Source organism: Ruegeria sp. CDSA079, from assembly GCF_059612245.1.
The window spans coordinates 56,233-71,796 of the sequence record NZ_JBXWQF010000007.1; the positions used below are offsets into that span (position 1 = coordinate 56,233).

Annotated in this window: 11 protein-coding genes; 6 read left to right on the forward strand and 5 right to left on the reverse strand. The window is 58.6% G+C overall.

Features of this window, described 5'->3' with window-relative positions; all coding sequences use genetic code 11:
• Positions 1-21 precede the first annotated feature (21 nt).
• The 4 genes from AC2FJZ_RS09335 to AC2FJZ_RS09350 are packed head-to-tail and all read left to right on the forward strand — an operon-like array spanning position 22 to position 6,937.
• Complete coding sequence (locus AC2FJZ_RS09335) at positions 22-2,490, forward strand: heavy metal translocating P-type ATPase (protein ID WP_496777210.1); 2,469 nt, start codon at positions 22-24, stop codon at positions 2,488-2,490.
• Positions 2,487-2,876, forward strand: a complete 390-nt coding sequence (gene cueR, locus AC2FJZ_RS09340; protein WP_496777212.1) for a Cu(I)-responsive transcriptional regulator — start codon at positions 2,487-2,489, stop codon at positions 2,874-2,876. Before AC2FJZ_RS09335 ends, cueR begins: the two co-directional genes overlap by 4 nt.
• Before the next feature lie 18 nt (positions 2,877-2,894).
• Entirely contained in the window at positions 2,895-3,839 is a 945-nt protein-coding gene (locus AC2FJZ_RS09345) for an NAD(P)-dependent oxidoreductase (RefSeq protein WP_496777214.1), read from the forward strand.
• 32 nt (positions 3,840-3,871) lie between these two features.
• Positions 3,872-6,937, forward strand: a complete 3,066-nt coding sequence (locus tag AC2FJZ_RS09350) for an aminotransferase class III-fold pyridoxal phosphate-dependent enzyme (protein ID WP_496777216.1) — start codon at positions 3,872-3,874, stop codon at positions 6,935-6,937.
• Between the two features lie 50 nt (positions 6,938-6,987).
• On the opposite strand, the gene AC2FJZ_RS09355 is transcribed toward AC2FJZ_RS09350, so the two are convergent.
• Together AC2FJZ_RS09355 and hemP are read right to left on the reverse strand one after the other, a co-directional pair.
• The gene (locus AC2FJZ_RS09355) at positions 6,988-7,464 is read right to left on the reverse strand and encodes a hypothetical protein (protein ID WP_496777218.1); all 477 of its coding nucleotides are present in this window, start codon (positions 7,462-7,464) and stop codon (positions 6,988-6,990) included.
• Entirely contained in the window at positions 7,461-7,628 is a 168-nt protein-coding gene (gene hemP, locus AC2FJZ_RS09360) for a hemin uptake protein HemP (protein ID WP_480628758.1), read from the reverse strand. Before hemP ends, AC2FJZ_RS09355 begins: the two co-directional genes overlap by 4 nt.
• A gap of 207 nt (positions 7,629-7,835) precedes the next feature.
• Here hemP and gph point away from each other — a divergent pair, with 207 nt between their 5' ends.
• Positions 7,836-8,495, forward strand: coding sequence for a phosphoglycolate phosphatase (gene gph / locus AC2FJZ_RS09365; protein ID WP_496777220.1), 660 nt, complete (start codon positions 7,836-7,838; stop codon positions 8,493-8,495).
• Positions 8,496-8,838: 343 nt separating this feature from the next.
• Positions 8,839-10,542, forward strand: a complete 1,704-nt coding sequence (locus AC2FJZ_RS09370; RefSeq protein ID WP_496777222.1) for a SulP family inorganic anion transporter — start codon at positions 8,839-8,841, stop codon at positions 10,540-10,542.
• A gap of 7 nt (positions 10,543-10,549) precedes the next feature.
• Here AC2FJZ_RS09370 and dld read toward each other — a convergent pair whose 3' ends face one another.
• The 3 genes from dld to AC2FJZ_RS09385 are packed head-to-tail and all read right to left on the reverse strand — an operon-like array spanning position 10,550 to position 15,476.
• Positions 10,550-12,229 carry a D-lactate dehydrogenase gene (gene dld, locus AC2FJZ_RS09375; protein WP_496777224.1) on the reverse strand — a complete coding sequence of 560 codons (1,680 nt, stop codon included), beginning with the start codon at positions 12,227-12,229 and terminating at the stop codon, positions 10,550-10,552.
• A gap of 19 nt (positions 12,230-12,248) precedes the next feature.
• Positions 12,249-13,400, reverse strand: a complete 1,152-nt coding sequence (locus tag AC2FJZ_RS09380) for an alpha-hydroxy acid oxidase (protein ID WP_496777226.1) — start codon at positions 13,398-13,400, stop codon at positions 12,249-12,251.
• A gap of 12 nt (positions 13,401-13,412) precedes the next feature.
• A complete protein-coding gene (locus AC2FJZ_RS09385; protein ID WP_496777228.1) occupies positions 13,413-15,476 on the reverse strand; it encodes a TRAP transporter large permease subunit in 2,064 nt (687 codons plus the stop codon).
• Positions 15,477-15,564 lie beyond the last annotated feature (88 nt).

Genomic DNA, 15,564 nt, shown 5'->3' on the forward strand with positions numbered 1-15,564 from the left:
GAAACCTGCGGGATGAGTCGCATGGCGCAAGAGATACTTACAGAACTTAAAGTTACCGGCATGGGCTGCGCGTCCTGTGTCGGTCGTGTCGAAGCGGCCCTTCGGGACGTGTCGGGGGTTGAAGATGCCTCAGTCAATTTCGCAACCAAAACCGCGCAAGTGGTTTTTGACGGACCGGCGTCGGCCTTGACCGAAGCGCTTGATGCGGCAGGTTATCCGGCTGAGACCAGTCAGGCCGATCTGAGCATCGACGGTATGACCTGTGCGTCCTGCGTAGCCAAGATCGAACGTGCGCTGACCTCCAGTCCCGGTGTCATCGACGCACGGGCCAATCTGGCAACCCGGACTGCCACGGTGACCTATGCAACGGGTGCAACAACGCCAGAGTTACTGGCTCAGGAGATAACCGAAATTGGATATCCCGCGCGGATTCAAGACGTTTCAGAACCTGAAAACCGCGAAGAGGACGAAATTCAAAGACTGACCCGTACCACGATACTGGCGGCCGTTCTCGCCCTGCCAGTCTTCATTCTTGAGATGGGCGGGCATATGATCCCCGCCTTCCATCACTGGGTGCACGCAACCATCGGCGCGCAATCCAGCCAGCTTATACAATTTGTCCTGACCTCAGCCCTGCTGATCGGGCCTGGCCGTGTGTTTTACCGCAAGGGTATCCCATCCCTGCTGCAAGGCACGCCAGATATGAACGCGCTGGTCGCGCTTGGGACCGGGGCGGCGTACCTCTATTCCGTAGTGGCAACATTCGCCCCAGGCTTGCTGCCGCAAGGTACAGCCAATGTTTATTTCGAGGCCGCTGCCGTGATCGTGGTCCTTATCTTGTTGGGCCGGTTGATGGAGGCACGCGCCAAAGGCAAAACCGGGGCGGCGATCCGGAAGCTGGTAGGTCTGCAGCCCAAAACCGCACGTGTCGAAGTTGACGGTCAGATACAGGACCGCCCGATTGCCGAAATCACTGTCGAAGATATCTTGCACATCCGTCCCGGCGAACGTGTGCCGGTGGATGCCGAGGTGCTTGAGGGCACATCTTACGTCGATGAAAGCATGATCACGGGTGAACCGGTGCCTGTCGGCAAATCTCCGGGTGCGCCTGTTGTTGGGGGCACTGTGAACGGCACTGGTGCCTTGCGGGTACGTGCCACGCGCGTGGGTGGCGACACGGTGCTGGCGCAGGTCATCCGCATGGTGCAGCAGGCACAGGGGGCCAAGCTGCCTATTCAGGGTCTGGTGGATCAGATCACCTATCGCTTTGTCCCTGCGGTGATCCTTGTTGCTGTGATCACTGTCGCAATCTGGCTGATCTTCGGTCCCAGTCCCGCCCTACCGCTGGCATTGGTCGCAGGTGTTTCGGTGCTGATCATCGCTTGCCCCTGCGCGATGGGACTAGCCACGCCCACGTCTATCATGGTGGGCACCGGACGCGCAGCGGAGTTGGGGGTTCTGTTCCGCAAAGGCGATGCTCTGCAACAGCTTCAGCAGGCGCGTGTCATCGCGATGGATAAAACCGGAACTCTGACCCTCGGCCGTCCGGAACTGGACAGCGTAACCACGGCGAATGGCTTTGACCGGGATGAGGTTGTACGACTCGCCGCCGCGCTTGAGGCACGATCGGAGCACCCGATTGCATCGGCCATCACCCGAGCCGGCCCCGCGACTCTGCCAGAGGCTTCGGATGTGCGGTCGCTTACCGGCCTTGGCGTGCAAGGACAGGTTGAAGGACGGGATGTGTTGATCGGGTCGCGTCGGCTGATGCAGCAACAGGGGATCGAACTTGGATCCTTAGTGGAAGAGGCTGAGACCCGCGCCGCCGAAGGGGCAACGCCGTTGTTCGTCGCCCTCGATGGGCGGGCCGCAGCTGCGTTATCTGTGTCGGACCCGATCAAGCCCGGCACCGAAGAGGCGCTGGAACGGCTTCACCAGATGGGGCTGACCGTAGCCATGGTCACCGGAGACAACGCGCGCACGGCGCAGGCTTTGGCCGACCGGCTGGGGATAGATCACGTCACCGCCGAAGTAATGCCCGATGGTAAGGTAGATGCGATCACGACCTTGCGGGATCAATTCGGAACACTGGCTTTTGTTGGTGACGGTATCAACGATGCTCCGGCGCTGGCATCTGCAGATATCGGCATCGCAATCGGTACGGGTACGGATGTGGCTATCGAAACGGCCGACGTTGTGCTGATGTCCGGTGATCTGCGCGGCGTTGCCAATGCAACCGAAATCAGCCGTCGGACAATGCGGAACATCCGGCAAAACCTGGGATGGGCCTTTGGCTATAACGTTCTCTTGATCCCGGTCGCTGCTGGTGCCCTCTACCCGTTCGGCGGTCATCTTCTGTCCCCGGCGCTGGCGGCGGGCGCGATGGCGTTGTCCAGCGTGTTTGTGGTCTCGAATGCGCTGCGTTTGCGTCGCGTTCGCGCCAGCGTGCCGGAAACCGCAGCCACAGCCACCAAGGAGGTGCACGCATGAATATCGGAGATGTCGCTGCCCGCACCGGCCTGCCCGCCAAGACGATCCGGTATTATGAGGACATTAACCTGATCAAACCGATGCGCGATGACAACGGCTATCGCCGGTTTCGCGATCAGGACGTGCACAAGCTGAACTTTCTGGGCCGCGCCCGTGCGCTTGGCTTTACCATCGAGGACTGCCGGACCCTAATGGCCCTTTACGAGGATGAAACCCGCGCCAGCGCTGATGTGAAACGGGTGGCGCGGGATCATCTGGCGCAGATCGAGGCCAAGATCGCCGATCTGAAAGCCATGCGTGATACGCTAAGCCACCTGGTCGACGCCTGCGCCGGAGACGACCGGCCCGATTGCCCGATCCTGCAGGATTTGGGCGGGAAAAGCTGACACGGGGTTGCCCTTTGCGTGCAGCTTTGCTTTGTCTTCGCCAGACAATTCGGTCACACGTGCCGACCGAACAGCGGAGAGGATCACAAAATGGCAAAAGTCGCGTTCCTTGGCCTTGGTGTCATGGGCTATCCCATGGCCGGACATCTGCAGGCCGCAGGTCATGACGTCACCGTCTACAACCGCACAACCGCCAAGGCCGAAGCCTGGGTGGCGCAGCATGGTGGGGCCATGGGGGCGACTCCGAAAGATGCGGTCAAAGGCGCGGAACTCGTAATGGCCTGCGTGGGAAATGACGACGATCTGCGCATGATCTGCTCAGCCGAGGACGGTGCGTTTCAGGGCATGTCCGACGGGGCCATCTTCGTCGATCACACAACAGTCTCGGCAGACGTCACGCGAGAGCTTTACGAGGCCGGAGCCGCGCAGGGGATCGCCTTTGTCGACGCCCCGATCTCGGGCGGTCAGGCTGGGGCTGAAAACGGGGTTCTGTCCATAATGTGCGGCGGAGATCAGGCCGCCTATGATGCGGCTGAGCCGTTGATGGAGGTCTATTCGAAGATTTGTCGCCGCATTGGTGACAGCGGAGCGGGCCAGTTGACCAAGATGTGTAACCAGATCGCCATAGCCGGTTTGGTTCAGGCCCTCAGCGAGGCATTGCATTTTGCCGAGAAAGCGGGATTGGACGGACGTGCAGTTGTTGAGGTGATCAGCCAGGGCGCGGCCGGAAGCTGGCAGATGGTGAACCGCCACGAGACGATGCTGGACGATCATTTTGACTATGGGTTTGCCGTGGATTGGATGCGCAAGGATCTGGGTATTTGCATGGATGCGGCCAACGTCAATGGTGCCTCACTGCCCGTGACCGCGCTGGTCGATCAGTTTTACAAAGATGTGCAGAAACTTGGCGGTGGGCGGTGGGATACGTCGTCGCTGTTCAAACGGCTGCGCGCATTGGACTAAAGAATCCCGGGTGTAGCGGGACGGAGAACGACATGAGCGAATTGGTGAAGTTCTGGGCGGATGCGCTGCGTCAGCACTGGGGACTGGACGCAAGGTTGACGCGGCTGGATGGTGAATATGACCTGAACTTTCTGGTACAGGCCACCAATGGTCAGGACTATGTGCTGAAAGTCATGCGGGCGGGCTGCGAGGCGGATCTGGTGGATTTGCAGATACAGGCGCTTGCCCATGTCGCGTCAGAAGCGCCGGGTTTGCCATTTCCCAAGGTGTTCCCCGATTTGAACGGCACAATGCTGCCGGAGATTACGGATTCTGAGGGGCAGTCCCGACTGGTGTGGCTATTGGAATGCCTGCCGGGGCAGTGTTACGCGAAGACTGCGCCGAAGTCCGAAGAGCTGATCCTGAAGCTGGGGCGCGTTCTCGGGGCGACCGATCGGGCCTTGGAAGGGTTCGAGCACGAAGGATTGCACCGGACCGGTTTCAAGTGGGATCTGACGCAGGCCGATTGGATTGCGGACAAGCTGGATATCATTTCAGACCCTACCCGGCGGGCTTTGTTGAACGAGATTTTCGCAGGGTTCTCAGCGATCTCGGGGATGCTGGGGGATCTGACGAAACAGGCCATCCACAACGACGCCAATGACTATAACATTCTGGTCGAAGGGGAATTGGGCGAGCGTCGGCGGATCTCGGGCCTGATTGATTTGGGCGACATGTGCGCGGCGCCGCGCGTCTGCGATCTGGCAATTGCCGGGGCTTACATCGTGTTGGACCATCCCAAACCGGAACTGGCGCTGGCCGCGCTGGTAAAGGGCTTTCACGCGGCCAACCGGCTAAGCACGAGTGAAGTTGACCTGATCTGGCCGTTGCTGAGGATGCGACTTGCGGTATCGGTCGTCAACTCGACCCTGATGGCGGCCGAGAACCCGGATGATCCTTACGTGACCATTTCTCAGGCTCCGGCGTGGCGTTTCCTTGAAGACGCCTCGGTCAATGGCGGGCTGATGTCGGCGCGGTTGCGGGCGGCCTGTGGCTTGCCTGTCGTCGATGGGGCTGAACGCATCCACACCTATCTGCAGGATCACCGGGGTCATTTTGCCGACATGTTTAGTCAGGATCTGAGCGATGTGCCCATGGGATCGCTGTCCGTTGAAAACTGCGTCTGGCCTCAGAATCCGTTCCACATGCCTTTGGCCGAGGCCGCACGGGTGGGCGAGGAATACGGCGAGGGTCTGTGGCTGGGTTACTATAACGAGCCCCGCCTGATCTATGCCGAGCCGGGGTTCCGCAAGGGGCCGAGGAAAGCCTCGGACCGGCGAACGGTGCATTTGGCGGTGGATGTGTTTGCGCCCGCCGGAACGGTGCTGCACGCGCCGATGAGCGGGCGGGTTGAAGTGGTCGAGAACCGGGACAACCACCTCGACTACGGTGGTGTGATCATCCTGCACCACGAAACGCCCGAAGGCGATCCGTTCTATACACTCTATGGCCATCTGGACCCGGAATTCTGTGAGCGGCTGAAACCCGGCGACCCGGTTGCGCAAGGGGCAGCGTTTGCCCGGCTAGGCGATGCCAGCCAGAATGGCGGATGGGCGCCGCATGTGCATTTCCAACTGGCTTTGACCACCGATGGCATGGAGGCGGACTGGCCCGGTGTCGGCGATCCCGACGAAATGGAGCTGTGGAACGCGGTCTGCCCGAACCCGGCGGCATTGCTGAACTTGCCGGATGACAAGGTGTTCTATCAACCCACCGACAAGCAGGTGATCCTGCAGGGGCGCCGCGATCACTTTGGCGGCAACCTGTCGCTGACCTATGACGATCCGGTCATGCTGGTGCGTGGGTGGAAGCATCATCTGTTCGACGAATGGGGCCGCCCCTATCTGGACGCCTATAACAACGTCCCCCATGTCGGCCATGCGCATCCGCGCATTCAGGCCGTGGCGGCGGATCAGCTGAGGCGGATGAACTCGAACACCCGTTATCTGCACCCGGCTCAAACGGAATTTGCCGACAAGATCCTGTCCAAACTGCCGGATCACTTCGAGGTTTGCTTCTTTGTCAACTCAGGCACTGAGGCCAACGAGCTGGCTCTGCGATTGGCCCGCGCCCATACCGGTGCAAAAGGGATCGTGACGCCGGATCATGGTTATCATGGCAATACCAACGCGGCGGTGGCCATTTCGGCCTACAAGTTCAACAAACCCGGTGGCATCGGCAAAGCCGACTGGGTTGAGCTGGTCGAGGTTGCGGATGACTACCGCGGGTCGTTCAAGCGCGACGATGCGGACCGGGCGCAGAAGTTTGCCGATCTTGTGGATCCTGCGATTGCGGCCTTGCTGGACCGAGGACAAGGTGTGGCCGGGTTCATCGCGGAAACCTTCCCGTCGGTCGGTGGCCAGATCATTCCGCCAAAGGGTTATCTGCCTGCGGTCTATGAAAAAATCCGCGCTGCCGGCGGCGTATGCATTGCCGACGAGGTGCAGACAGGCCTTGGACGTCTGGGCGAGTGCTACTTTGGCTTTGAACATCAGGGCGCGCTGCCCGATATCGTGGTCATGGGCAAACCCATCGGCAACGGGCACCCCTTGGGCGTGCTGGTGACAACCAAGAAAATTGCCGACAGCTTCAACAACGGGATCGAGTTCTTTTCGACCTTTGGCGGATCAACCCTGTCCTGCCGGATTGGCAAAGAGGTGCTGGATATCGTTGACGACGAAGGGTTGCAGGACAATGCCGCCCGAATGGGTGAGCGCCTGATGACCGGGCTGCGCCAGATCGAAGCCGATTTCGATTGTGTCGGCGATGTGCGGGGTATGGGACTGTTCCTTGGTGTGGAACTGATCAACCCAGATGGGACTGAAGGCACAGAGATTTGCAGCTATGTCAAAAACCGGATGCGCGATCATCGCATTCTGATCGGCAGTGAAGGACCGAAGGACAACATCCTGAAAATCCGCCCGCCGCTAACCATCGAGGCCGAGGATGTGGACATGATCTTGTGGGCTCTGCGGGACGTTTTGTCAGAGGTGGGCGATTACGCCCCTGCCCCGGTTTGCGATCATGATCATCACCATGCAGGATGCGGATGTTGCTAAACAAATAAACCCCGGCGCGATGCCGGGGTTAAGCCGTTCTGCACCGGGGATCAGTGGAGAACGGCCGAGGTGGTATGGTGACCGGTTGTCGGGATCCTGAACGCAACAGTCATGCGCCTGAGAGCAAGGCCCAGCTCTTCTGATAACGAGGCAAGCGCAGGCGCAAAATCCGGGCGTACGATCAGAGATGCCATCATCATCGCGTCTTCACGCGCACCTTCGGACGCGGCGGCGATCATCTGGGCAAAGCAATTCTCATCCGCACCCAGGCACGCGCATTTCAGCCCATGGCGGATCAGGGGGCGACGACCATAGGCCGCGCATAGGGAACACAATCGGTCCAGCGTCAACATCGCGGCCTCTCCGCTATCTGCACCCAAAGCGATCTGGAAATCACTGGCTGCATCGGTCCGACCGCCCTCACCCTCGCTCCACATCCGCAGGTACATCACCGCGCCCGCTTCGATAGGGTCGAGGTCGGCAAGGCGGCCAACCGCTGCGCCGCCCCGCATGGAAGGCGCGCTCATTTCGTCAGGATCAGTTTTCCTGCGCGAGTGATGCGCAGGGTATATAGCTGGTCGCCCAGTTCGATATGGGCCAGGTTGCCACCCTTGGTCAGCTCCTCGGCCTTATGCGCGGGAAGCATCGAGACAGCATAACCTTGGGTTGGAGTCGGGTTCTGTACGTTCATCGGGACATCTCCAGAGCGTTTCGGCGTGGCGCCATATCTATCGCGTTTCATGTGATCTGGCTGACCCCGAGAGGGCTGGCTTTCTGTTCCTGACGCTTAATCTGATTATTTTAGTAAGATTTGTCAAGTGTCGTTTCAACACAAGAGATTGCGCCCCAAAACAAGGCACGTTAGGTCTTGGGCTGAACATTGAAAGGCGTGCAAAATATGACCGCAGCAGTTGTTTTTGATCTGGACGGAACGCTGGTGGACAGCTTGGGCGATCTGGCCGCAGCGGCCAACCGCACGCTGGACGACGTTGGGCGCGATCCACTGCCGCATGACGTCATTAAGGGATTCGTTGGCAATGGCCTACCCAAACTGGTCGAGCGCATGATCCACCATTGCGAACTACCGCTGGATCGCCATTCGGAACTGACACAGTTGACGCTGAAGCATTACAATGCCGCCGCCAGTGAAACGACCATTCCCTACCCCGGCATCCCCGAAGCGCTGGATGCTCTACGACAAATGGGGTGTGTTCTGGGCGTCTGTACCAACAAGCCCGAAGCGCCAGCGCGGCACGTGCTTGAGGCGTTGAACTTGTCCCGGCATTTCGATGCGGTGCTTGGAGGCGACAGCCTGCCGACCCGGAAGCCGGACCCCAGGCATCTGTTTGCAAGCTTCGATGCGCTCCCGTTTTCTGGGCCACGCCTGTTTGTCGGTGACAGCGAAGTTGACGCTGAAACCGCACAGCGTGCACACATCCCGTTTCTGTTGTTCACGGAAGGGTACCGAAAGACATCTGTCGAAGAAATCCCACACACTGCGGCCTATGACGCATCACAAAATCTGCCGACCCTAGTGGCTGAATTGGTCAAAGATTAACGGCGAACAGAAGTACCTTTTCGCATTTTGGCGCGGTTTCGATGTGCAGATTCTCTCAACCCAAAAAGTTAAGAGGGGCCGGTCGAGGGGGTATGACCAGCCCCTCATCGGGGAAAGTAATTACCGTGTGTTTGTGTGGTAAGTACGGTAAGTCATGTTTACCCCTGATAGGCCCCGCGCGAAATTGGGGGTTTCCCGTAGTCGCGTAAATTTCCCGGAAAAACTTTCGAAAACGACCGCATGAACCTCGCGATTTACCCATCATGCCTTGCTTAATTTTTGCCCCGACGCTCTTTTGATAAGCAAAATCGCAACGCATAACAAAACGGGTAAAAGATAACCCATGGAAAACCCGGGCAGAAATCCCCAATCATCGCCATTGCCGGTGCTGCAGGGCGTGCTGCCATTTGACCGGTCGCGTCTTCCAACCGAGATGCTTGCCGGGCTGACATTTGCCTGCCTCGCGATACCCGAGGTCATGGGCTACACCAAAATCGCGGGCACACCGGTCATTACGGGGCTCTATACGATCCTGATTCCCATGGCCCTGTTCGCCCTGTTCGGATCATCCCGGCATCTGGTGGTCGGGGCCGATTCGGCAACCGCAGCCATCACGGCCTCGGCGCTGGCGGGCATGGCGGTCTCGGGCTCGTCGGAATATCTGGCTTTGGCGTCCCTGCTGGCGCTGATGGCGGCCGTACTTTTGATCGGTGCACGCATCATCGGGCTTGGGTTTCTGGCCGACTTCCTGTCGCGAACTGTACTGGTCGGATTCCTGACCGGCGTTGGCATACAGGTCGCCACAGGCGAAATACCCGACTTGATGGGGATCGAGTCCAGCGGTCACGGAACGCTTGCGCGATTGAACGACGTATATCTGAACATGGCTCAAATCAGCTGGCCGACTGTGTTTGTCTCCGCCGCCGTGCTCGGCGTTGTTGTCGCCTGTACAATGCTGTCGCGAAAAATCCCCGGCCCCCTGTTCGCAATTGTAGGGGTGATCCTGTGCAGCTGGGCCTTTTCTTTCGAAACGGTCGGCATTGCCCTGTTGGGGGCAGTTCCCAGTGGCCTGCCCGCACTCTCGCTCCCGGACGTGAATTGGAGTTGGAACCTGTTCAAGCAACTCCTGCCCACGGCGCTGTCCATATTCGTGGTCATTCTGGCACAGAGCGCCGCGACCTCGCGGGCTTACGCAGCCCGATATGACGAGAAGTTCAGCGAGAACACAGACCTGATCGGGCTGGGCCTTGCCAATTTCGGCGCGGCATTCACCGGCACATTTGTGGTCAATGGCAGCCCTACCAAAACCGAAATGGTCGCCAGCGCCGGTGGCCGCAGTCAGATGGCACAACTGACCACGGTGGCCATTGTCCTCGTGGTGATCCTGTTTCTTACCAAACCGCTTGCCTATCTGCCCACAGCCGCCCTTTCGGCCATCGTCTTCCTGATCGGCTTGAAACTGATCGATCTACGTGGTCTGGCCACGATCTACAAACAAGCCCGGTCCGAGTTCTGGGTGGCCACCGCAACAGCAGCCGTGGTTGTTCTGGTGGGCGTTGAACAGGGCATAATCTTTGCCGTTGTCTTCTCTTTGATCGACCACACCCGCCGGGGGTATCGCCCGAAGAACGCAGTGATAGTTAAAACTGAAAGCGGAGGTTGGCATTCGAAAGACTTGGCCGAGCCAAATCAATTTGAACCCGGCCTTGTGATCTATCGGTTCTCACACGGCATGTATTACGCAAATGTGCTGCGTTTCACGGATGAGGTCACGGCCGTTGTGCAAGGCTCGGACAGCAAACCTGAATGGTTTTGCATTGATGCGTCGGCCATCGATGAGATCGATTTTACCGCCGGATACGCCCTGCGCAGCATGGCCGGGTTCTTGAAGGAAAACGACATTCGTCTGGTTTTTACACTTATAGAGCCGAATGTTAAGACCGAGCTGGATCGATACGGCGTAACCGATCTGGTTGGTGAAGGGGCGTTTTTCGACAACGGGAACAGCTTGTTGGATGCTTTTCACAAACGTCAGCGTACCGCGTGAATATCGCTCACTGGTAGTACTTCGTCTTCGACATTTTCCCAATGCCGGGGTTGAACGAATTGGTCGGGTCACAGCACTTGTAATGCGCCGCCAGATCAGGCTTGGCTTTGTACAGATGGCCCACATTATGTTCAGCCGGGTATTCCGCCCCCCGTTCGTCAAACAGCCTCAGCATCGCCGCCTTCAACGCCTTGGGATCAGCACCCTTTTTGACGACATAGTCCTGATGCATGACGTGGCACATGAAGTGTCCGTAATAGAGTTTGTGCACCAGCTGGTTCTCGATCTCGGGCGGAAGCTTTTCCAACCAGTCGAGATCATTACGGCGCAGCGCGACATCCAACGCAATAATGTCTTCTACGTCCGAGTTATGCAGCGCCATGTAACGCACGGCGGCTCCGGCAGCTGCGAAACGGTGCAAGCCAGCAATCTTGGCTTCGCGGGCATCGCATTCAAAGAAACGCGCGTCACGGTCTTTCAGGAAGTCAGGCAACCAAGCGGCAGCCTCCGCTATACCGTCATCTTTCATTTTCAGGATCAGGTGGTGTTCATACTTGTCGCGGAATTCGACCATCCGCCTCGGCAGAACACGCGGCCAAAGCGCCACGGCCATCTGCATGAACCGGTCAGTAAAATTGCCGAGAAACGGGATGCGTCGAAGCCGCGCATCAACCGCGCCTTTCATCGCGAAGAAAAACGGCAAGCGATCCGTACCGAGTTTGTCGATCATCACAACCGTGTCCTTGCCGTATTTCGCGGTGATGTCGAACACTTCGCGCTGCATGTATTCGGCCGAGATGGGCAGTGATTTGAACCTGGACAGGATGTGGCGGCGCAAAGCCGCCAGATCGTCCGGGTCGTTTGTCCCGATATAGAACACCCTTTCGGCCTCGTTTTTTCGAAAGGTATCAAGGCGCACAGCAAAGACCGCCAGCTTGCCCGCCGAACCCGCAGATTCGAACAGCTTGGCCTTGTCCGCGTTGAAGCGGGCCGGTGTTTCCGCATCCACTTCGCGCACGATCTGCGCGTAATCGCTGGCCGAGGCGCGTTTGTTCGTGGCCCCAGGGTTGCGGTCGAAGGTCCCGGCGTCGAGGCTTGCCAGGATTTCCTCGGGCGTGTCGCCCAGATCAATGCCCAGATGGTTGACCAGTTCCAGCTCGCCCTGCTCAGAGATCCGGGCGTGAACGGACAGTTCAGTATAGACCGGGCCACGTTCCACCAGCGACCCGCCCGAGTTATTGCAAACCCCGCCTACAATCGACGCACCGATGCAGGATGATCCGATCACCGAATGCGGCTCGCGGCCCATTGGGGCCAGCAGTTTTTCCAGCGCAAACAAGGTTGCACCCGGAAAGCTGACGATTTGCTCACCATCGTTCAGAGGGATCAGTGTGTCCATCCGCCGAGTATTGATCAGTACCACATCGCGGTCATAGCTGCCCGACGGGGTCGACCCTTCGGTCAGGCCGGTATTGGCAGCTTGCATGATGACGATCTTGTCTGCGGCCACGCAAGCTTGCAGCACTTTCCACTGCTCCAACAGAGAACCCGGCTGAATGACACAAAGCGCCTCGCCCTCGCCCGAACGGAACCCACGCCGAAACCGCTCGGTCGCGCGCTCACCGGTCAGGACGTGGTGCAAACCGACGATGGAGCGGAAGTGCTTGATCAATTCGTCATTGGTCATCTCGGCCCCCAATTCGGGTTCAGGCGTTGCGAAAACGGATATTGTCCCGGCTCAGTTGGTCGACGCAGGTGACGCCCATCAGTTTCATGTTGCGTTCGATCTCGGCGCGCATCAGACCAAGGGAACGTTCGACCCCCGCCTGCCCTGCCGCAGCCAGCGGATACAGGTAGTGCCGCCCGACGCCCACGGCTTTGGCCCCAATTGACAGCGCTTTCAGCACATGAGTTCCGCGCTGGATGCCACTGTCCATCAGCACATCCAGCTTGTCACCAACGGCATCTACGATCTCGGCCAGTTGATCAAACGGTGTGCGCGACCCGTCAAGCTGACGGCCACCGTGGTTCGACAGAATGATACCAGTGCAACCGATCTCGGCGGCGCGTTTGGCATCTTCGACGGTCATTACCCCCTTCAGGCAAAACTGACCGTCCCAGTCGCGTACCATCTGCGCCACATCATCCCAGTTCATCGATGGATCGAGCATGTCGGTAAAGTAACCACCAATCGAGCTTGCCCCACCGCCCATATCCACATGTTCTTCCAGCTGTGGCAGGCGGAACTTTTCGTGGCTAACATAATTGATCCCCCACATCGGCTTGATTGCAAACTGGATCATGCCGCCCAGCGTCAGCCGGAACGGGATCGAAAACCCGGTGCGCAGATCACGCTCGCGGTTACCACCGGTAATACTGTCGACAGTCAGCATCATGACTTCGACCCCCGCCTCTTTGGCGCGTTGCATCATGGCGGTGTTCAACCCGCGATCCTTGTGGAAGTAGAACTGGTAGACTTGCGGGTTCTTGTGTTTCTGGCGCAATTCCTCCAGCGACACGGTGCCCAAAGAAGAGACACCGAACATCGTCCCGTATTTCTCCGCCGCTGACGCAACCGCGCGCTCTCCCTGATGGTGGAACAGACGTTGCAAGGCGGTGGGTGAGCAATAGACGGGCATATCCAGCTTTTGCCCCATGACCGTGACGGACATATCCACGTCCGAAACCCCACGCAGAACTGACGGAAGCAGGTCACAGCGGTCAAATGCGTTGGTGTTTTCCCGATACGTCACCTCATCATCCGCGCCACCGTCGATGTAGTTAAAGATTGGCCCCGGCAGCCGCTGCTTGGCCAGCCGCCGGAAGTCGTGGAAGTTATGACATTGGCTCAGACGCATCGGATGAACTCTTTAGTAGGCGACCGACGGAAGCCAGGTGGCGAGGGTCGGCCACAGGAAAACCAGCGCCAGACCGGTCAATTGCAGCAGGACAAAGGGGATAATGCCCTTGTAGATATGCGTCAGTTTAATCTCTGGCGGGCAGACACCTTTGAGATAGAACAATGCAAAGCCCACAGGCGGCGTCAGGAAGCTGGTTTGCAGCGTCACAGCAACCAGGATCACGAACCACACCAGTGCTGGCTCATCCAGAACGCCAAATCCGGGGATGTCGATGCCCAGCCCGTTTACGATCGGGCGCATCAGGGGCAGAACGATCAGCGTGATCTCGATCCAATCCAGCACAAAGCCCAGCAGGAAGACGATGAACAGGATGAACAGGATCGTGCCGTTGGCCCCGAACCCGGTGGATTGCACCACATGCTCGATCAGTTCGTCTCCGCCAAGTTCGCGCAGGACGTAAGAAAAGACGGTTGCGCCAAGGAAGATCGCAAAGATGTAGGCGGTGGTGTTGAAGGTCGACACCAGCACGTTCCACAGCTTTGCAAAGGTCAGCTTACGGTATCCTAGCGCCAGCAGCGTCGCCCCCAGCGCACCAATGCCTGAGGCTTCGGTCGGTGTGGTCAGACCGGCGAAGATCGACCCCAGCACGGCAAGGATCAGCATCAGCGTCGGAATAACGGCAATCAAAACGTCCTTTACTGCAGCCCAGTCGGGAGCTTTCGCACCTTCAGGAACCGGGGCCGCGTCACGTTTCACTAGCGCGAGAATGAAGATATAGGTCAGGTACAGGCCACCGATGATGACACCGGGGAAGACAGCGGCCATGAACAGGTCGCCCACCGACAGGGCCATCTGGTCAGCCATGATCACCAGCATGATTGAGGGCGGGATCAGGATGCCCAGCGTCCCCGAGGCAGAAACCACACCCGCAGCCAGCGTCGGCTGATACTTCTGCTGCATCATCGTGGGCAGTGACAGCACACCCAACAGCACGACGGATGCACCGATGATGCCTGTAGAGGCCGCCAGAATGATACCGATCAGAGTCACCGTGATCGCCAGACCACCGCGCACCGTACCGAACAGGCGCTGCATCGAGGACATCAAACGCTCGGCCACACCGGATTCGTCCAGCATCAGCCCCATGAAGATGAACATTGGCAAGGCCACAAGAACCGCGTTCGACATGGTCGCATAGACCCGGTTCACAACCGCGCCCAGCGTCAGGTAATCAAGCCCGGTAAAAGTGCTTTCAAGCCCCGTCCAAAGCATCAGATCATTGTCGAACAGATAGGCAAGACCGCAATACGCGACACCGACACCGGCCAGCACCCAGGCCACCGGGTATCCGGTGAAGAGCAGCGCGATGAAGGTCAGGAACATTGCGATGACCAGCTTTTCCTCGGTCGTTTCGACAAGGAAGGTCAGGCCAACACAAACCGCAGCAAACACGGCCAACACCAGCAGGACACGGCGCAGCGGTGCGCCTTCACGTTCCGAGGCCGGTCCGTAGAGCAGAGCATGGCCGTCGTGGATCAACCGCGCCAGCGCGGCCAGCGCCAGAAGAATAAAACTGATCGGAATGACCGCCTTGAAGGCCCAGCGCGCAGGCAGGCCGGTGGGGCTATCAGAACGTTCGTTGACGCGGAAACTTTCGTAAAAATAGTCGTAGCCTTGATCGATCATCAGATAGATGAATGGGGTCAGCAGGGTCAGAATGCCGATCACCTCGATGATCCGCTGCGCGCGGCGCGACAACTGCATATGCAGGACGTCCACGCGGACATGGCTGTCAGTGATCAAGGCATAGGAAATGCCGATCATCGTGACGATGCCGTAGAAATGCCACTGAACCTCGTCCAGCTTGGGATAGTTCTGGCTGAACAGGTAGCGTAGCGAAACCTGGCTGAAGATCGCAGCCATCAGCAGGATGTTCGCCCACATGACCACATGACCTACCGTCTTGACCCCGGTGTCGATTGCAACGGCGATTTTCTGGCGGTCGGTTTCCGGGTGTTCCAGGATGCCCTCATAGGCTTCGACCGGATCGTTGAGGTTGTTTTGGGTGGCCATGGTCATTCCTCGCTCAGCAGCCCGGAGCGCGGGCAGTGAAAGGTTAGAAAGTCCGAAGTTCAGAAATAAGAACCGGAGCGGCGGATTG